Origin of the sequence: uncultured Pseudacidovorax sp., assembly GCF_913773995.1 — a bacterium.
Taxonomy (GTDB): domain Bacteria; phylum Pseudomonadota; class Gammaproteobacteria; order Burkholderiales; family Burkholderiaceae_C; genus Xenophilus.
On sequence record NZ_CAJYES010000086.1, the window covers coordinates 1 to 5,058 of the forward strand.

3 protein-coding genes and 1 pseudogene are annotated in these 5,058 nt (G+C 72.7%); 1 reads left to right on the forward strand and 3 read right to left on the reverse strand.

The genetic code is table 11. From position 1 onward, the window contains the following. The 3 genes and pseudogenes from QZ772_RS07515 to QZ772_RS07525 all read right to left on the reverse strand — a co-directional run. Positions 1-151 (reverse strand): annotated as a pseudogene (locus tag QZ772_RS07515) (multidrug transporter); the annotation flags it as partial. A gap of 81 nt (positions 152-232) precedes the next feature. Further along, positions 233-1,306: a tripartite tricarboxylate transporter substrate binding protein gene (locus tag QZ772_RS07520; RefSeq protein WP_295524428.1), complete on the reverse strand. Its 1,074-nt coding sequence runs from the start codon at positions 1,304-1,306 to the stop codon at positions 233-235. Further along, positions 1,303-2,277, reverse strand: coding sequence for a LysR substrate-binding domain-containing protein (locus tag QZ772_RS07525; RefSeq protein WP_295524430.1), 975 nt, complete (start codon positions 2,275-2,277; stop codon positions 1,303-1,305). The genes QZ772_RS07520 and QZ772_RS07525 overlap by 4 nt, the downstream gene beginning before the upstream one ends. Positions 2,278-2,401: 124 nt before the next feature. Between QZ772_RS07525 and QZ772_RS07530 the strand changes: the two genes are divergently transcribed. After that, positions 2,402-5,058: tannase/feruloyl esterase family alpha/beta hydrolase (locus QZ772_RS07530; protein WP_295524431.1), on the forward strand; the 2,657-nt coding region annotated here is incomplete at its 3' end.

Sequence of the window (5,058 nt, forward strand, 5' to 3'; positions counted from 1 at the left end):
GCTCAGCACGGTCAGGTGGCTGCCCACGCCGGCCTTGAAGCGGGCCTGCGACAGGCGGTAGCTCTCGGCGTTGGCGTCGACCAGCGCTTTCTGGGCATCGATCTGGCGCGCCAGCGCGCTGCGCGAGCGCATCGGAGACCTCGCGGACAGCGCGTGACCGCGCGGCCCCGGCGCTGGCCCGGCGCTGGCCCGGCGTCGCTGACCGGACGCCGCGCCCGGGTCGCTCACCTTCTCAGTCGAAGGCGGCAGGCCGTGCGGCCACCAGCGCCCGGTTGCGGCGCCGGTCGGCGACGATCTCGCGCGCGAAGTCCTCGGCGCTGCCGCCGGCCGGCAGGTTGTGGGCCTCGCGCAGGCGGCGGCGCAGGATGTCGTCCTGCCGCAGCAGGCGGTCGACTTCCCGATTGATCCGCTGCACCACCGGCGCAGGCGTGTCCGCGGGCGCGAAGAGCCCGAAGAGCGAGTCGCGGTTGGCCTCCGGGTGGCCCAGCTCGGCCAGCGTGGGGACGCCGGGCAGGGCGTCGATGCGCCGCGGCGCGCCCACGGCCAGCGCCTGCAGCCGGCCGTCCGCGATGTACTGCAGCTGCTGCGCCGCCACGTTGGTCGACAGCACCTCGAACTGGCCGCCCAGGGCATCGGTGAGCTGCGGCCCGCCGCCGTGGTAGGGCACGTGCACGATGGCCGTGCCGCTGACGGCGCGCACCTGGGCCAGCACCAGGTGGCCGATGGTGGCCACGCCCGAGGTGGCCCAGCGCAGCCGGCCCGGGGACTGCCGGGCCTGCGCGATCAGGGCCTCGAAGCCCCGGCCCGCGAAGGCCGGCGTGCCCACCACCAGCACGGGCGTGTGCATCACGCCGATCACCGGCGCGAAGGCCCGCAGCGGCTCGTAGGGCACGGGACCGATCAGGGGCTGCAGCGTCAGCGGGCTGATGGCGGAGAAGGCCAGCGTGTGGCCGTCGGCCGGCGCGCGGGACAGCAGGGCCAGGCCCACGCTGCCGCCGGCACCGGCCCGGTTGTCGACCACCACCGGAACGCCCAGCGCCTGCGACAGCGGCTCGGCCAGGGCACGCGCCATGCCGTCGCTCACGCCGCCGGGCGGGTAGACGACGATCAGCCGCAGCGGGCGGCGCGGCCAGTCGGGCATCTCGTCGGCAAAGGCAGCCTGACGCGGGCCGACGAGGCCCAGCGCGCAGGCGGCCAGGCCGGCGGCGACGGTGCGGCGAGGCAGGGGGGCGCTCGCGTCCGTCGAGCCGCCGTCGGTGTCGTCCGCGTTGCGCCGGCTGTGCGCAGCGGCGTGGCAGGCCCTCATGGCAGCGCCTTCTTCGTGCGGCGCGGCGACGTGCGTGCCGGGGGCGTGGTCGTTGCGGGCGGGGCCTCCTGCGCGGCCAGCGCCCGCACCAGTGCCGTGAAGCGCTGCGCGGGCAGGTTGTCCTGGTCCTCGCGGGAGACCAGGGTCAGCGGCGCATCGAGCGCCTCCGCATCGGCCAGGGGCAGGTAGGCGATGGCATGGGCATGCACGCCTTCCATCGAGGCCGGCACCACCGACAGGCCCACGCCCGCGGCGACCAGGTTCAGGTTGCTCATCATGCGTTCCACCTCGGCCACCACCTGCGGCCGCAGCCCGCGCGCATGCGCCAGCGAGAGCAGTTCGGCATAGAGGCCGGGCGCCCCAGCCCGGCGCACCAGGATCAGCGGCTGCGCACAGAGTTCGGCCAGCGACAGCGCGTGGCCCGCACGTCGCCCGGCCGCCAGCGGATGCTCGATGGGCAGGGCGGCCAGCACCGGCTCGCGCAGAAGGGTCTCGAAGACCAGCCCCGGCGGTGCCGCCACCGGCACGCGCAGCAGGCCGCCATGCAGCCGGCCGGCGGCCAGCGCCTCGGTCAGCTCGGCCGCGTTGTTCTCGCTGATCTGCAGTTCGACGCCGGGGTACTGCCGGCGGAATTCGCGCAGCGCCTGCGGCACGAAGCGGTGCGCCGCGGCAGAACTTGTGAATCCCACCGACAGCACGCCGGCCTCGCCGCGCGCCAGCCGTGCCATGCGGGCCTCCATGGCCGCCATGTCCTGCATCAGCCGCTCGGCCTCGGCCTGGAAGGCGCGGCCGGCATCGGTCAGCGCCACGCCGCGCGGATGGCGGCGGAACAGGGGCATGCCCAGTTGCCGCTCCAGCGCCTTGATCTGCACGGAAAGCGGCGGCTGCTGGATGCCCAGCTGCTCGGCCGCCCGCGTCATGTGGCCGGTCTGGGCCACGGCCAGGAAGTAGCGCAGTGCACGTGTCTCCATATCTTTTTGGTATCAAAAGTGCCCGATTATTTTATTTGACCCTAGGTCAGGCGCTGCCTATCGTGCGGCCCGACATCGTTTTAATCAGAGCGGCCGGGAGCCGCCTTACCGGAGACAGATCACCATGCAGCCCCAGGGCCCTCGCACCGCCATTCCCCGTGCTTCAAGTCCCCGTCCGTGGGGCGCCGTTCTGGGCCTCGGCCTGTTGCTGGCGGCCTGCGGCGGCGGTGGAGGCGGGGGTGGCGGCTTCGCCTTCCTGCCTTCGTCCCCATCGGCCGGCGCGCCGGCGCCCGCGCCAGGCGACACGCCGCCGCCGGCCAGCGCACCGCCTGCCGCGCCCACGGTCGACTGCGCGGCACTCGGCGGCCGTAGCCTGCCGGCCAGCGCCATCTCGCTGCCCACCGGTGGCGCCACGGTCACGGCAGCCGTCGCCATCTCGGCCGCCGATCCGGCCAACACGCTCGGCGCCTACTGCCAGGTGCGCGGCAGCATCCAGCCGGTCGATGCTTCGGCGCAGGCCATCCAGTTCGCCGTCAACCTGCCGCTGGCCTGGAACGGCAAGACCATCCAGTTCGGCGGCGGCGGCTTCAACGGCCGGCTGATCGACGGCACCGAGCCCGTGCGCTTCGGTCCGCCCGATCAGGCCGCGCCGCTGGCCATGGGCTACGCCACCTATGGCGACGACTCCGGTCACCAGTCGAGCAGCATCACCGACGGCCGCTTCGCCACCAACGACGAGCAACTCGCCAACTACGGTGGTCTCACGCTAAAAAAGACGCGCGACGTGGCCCAGGCGCTGGTGCTGGCCTATTACGGCCGCAAGCCAACGAAGGCCTACTTTCTCGGCACCTCGACCGGCGGGCGCGATGCGCTGGCCTACATCCAGCGCTGGCCGGCCGACTACGACGGCGTGATCGCCAACGAGCCTGCGCTCAACTACAGCGGCACGCGGCTGTCGAACGTGGCCTTGGGCCGGGCGCTGTACGCCAACGGTGGCGCGGGCTGGATGAACGTGGCCAAGACGCTGCTGGTGCAGCGCACAGTGCTGCAGGCCTGCGACCGTCTGGACGGCGCTGCCGACAGCATCGTGAGCAACGTGGAGAGCTGCCGCCAGCTCAACAGCGCCATCCTGGCCTCGCTGCGCTGCCCGGGTGGCATGGACGCGGGCGACAGCTGCCTGTCGGACGCGCAGCTGGCCACCGTGCGCACCATCGAGTCGCCGCTGGACTTCAGCAGCTACACGCTGGCCAACGGCGTGACGCGGGCCGGCGGCTACAACCTGCTCGAAGGCGCGCTGGTGGCGGGCCCGTACACCACGCGAGACCTCGGCACGCGGCCCGTGCCGGGCAATCCGGCCACCTCGGCCGATGCCAACATGTATGTCACCGGCGACCAGTGGGTGAAGTTCTTCGTCACCCGCGACGCAACCTTCGATTCGCTGACCTTCGATCCGCTGGCGCCGGGTGCCTTCACCTCGCGCGTGACCACCGTGTCGGCCCTGACCGATGCCACCGACCCGAACCTGGCGCCCTTCTTCACGCGGGGCGGCAAGCTCATCATGCTGCACGGCCTGGCCGACGAGGTGATCAGCCCCAACTCCACCATCGATTACTACAACCGCGTGGTGGCCACGGTGGGTGCGGCCTCGGCGGCGCAGAGCCTGCGCTTCTACACCGTGCCCGGCATGGGCCATGGCACGGGCGTCTTCATTCCGGGCTGGGATTCGCTCAGCGCGCTGGAGGCCTGGGCCGAGAAGGGTCTGGCGCCGGCCACGCCCGTGGCCATGGACACTGTGGCCGGCAGCTACGGGCGCACGCGGCCGCTCTGCCAGTTCCCGGCCTGGCCCAAGTACCGCGGCAGCGGCAGCCTGGACGCGTCGGTCAACTACAGCTGCGTGACCGAAGTGGGCAATCCGCTGGCCTGCCAGTACCTGCCGGCCTCGGTCACCACCTACAAGGGCGGCAACATGGCGGGCGAGGAACTGCGGGTGCAGATCGACCCGGCCACGCTGGCCTACACCGTGACCATCGATGCCAGCAGCCAGCGCGCCGTCGGCACGCAGCGCAGCGGCACGCTGGTGCCGCAGGGGCAGTGCAGCTACACGAGCGGGGAGGGCGGGGCGCTGTTCACCTTCGCGCCGGGCGGGGTGCTGTCGGGCGGCGTCACGCGGGCAGCGGGCGGCGGCTTCGCATCGCTCGTGGCCTTCCAGACCACCTTCGACAACCGCAGCACGCCCACCGTGTTCAACCCGGTGGCCGCCATCTCCAACGCGGCCGGCGTACAGCAGGCGGGCGCCGGCGCGGCGACGGGCTATGCGGGCGCGGTGCGGCTGCGCAATGCGGGCACCTTCCAGTACTGCCGCGACACCACCACCGGCGGATTCATGGTCTACGACGCCAACTGCACGCAGACCGAGAAGGGCTACCTCGCCTTCAACACCACGCGCGGCGCCTTCGACGTCTACACCACCTCGCCGACCGGCGGTGCCACCACCACGGGCGGCACCTTGTCGGGCTCGATGGTCATCGGCCTGGTGGGTGGCGCAGCGGTGCCGCTGCACCTGGTGCGCGATGCGTCTGGCAACGTCGGCATGCGTGTGCATGCCACGCAGCAGAGCCTGGTTGCCGGCACGGCCGACGGCAGCTACATCGCGGCCAGCAGCAACGGCGACAACCGCGATGCCGCCATCGCCGGCACCAGTCTGCAGCTGGGAAGTGCGAGCGCCACGCTGGCCTTCGACACGCCGGTGCCCGGCGTGGCCACGGCGGGCACGGGCCGGCC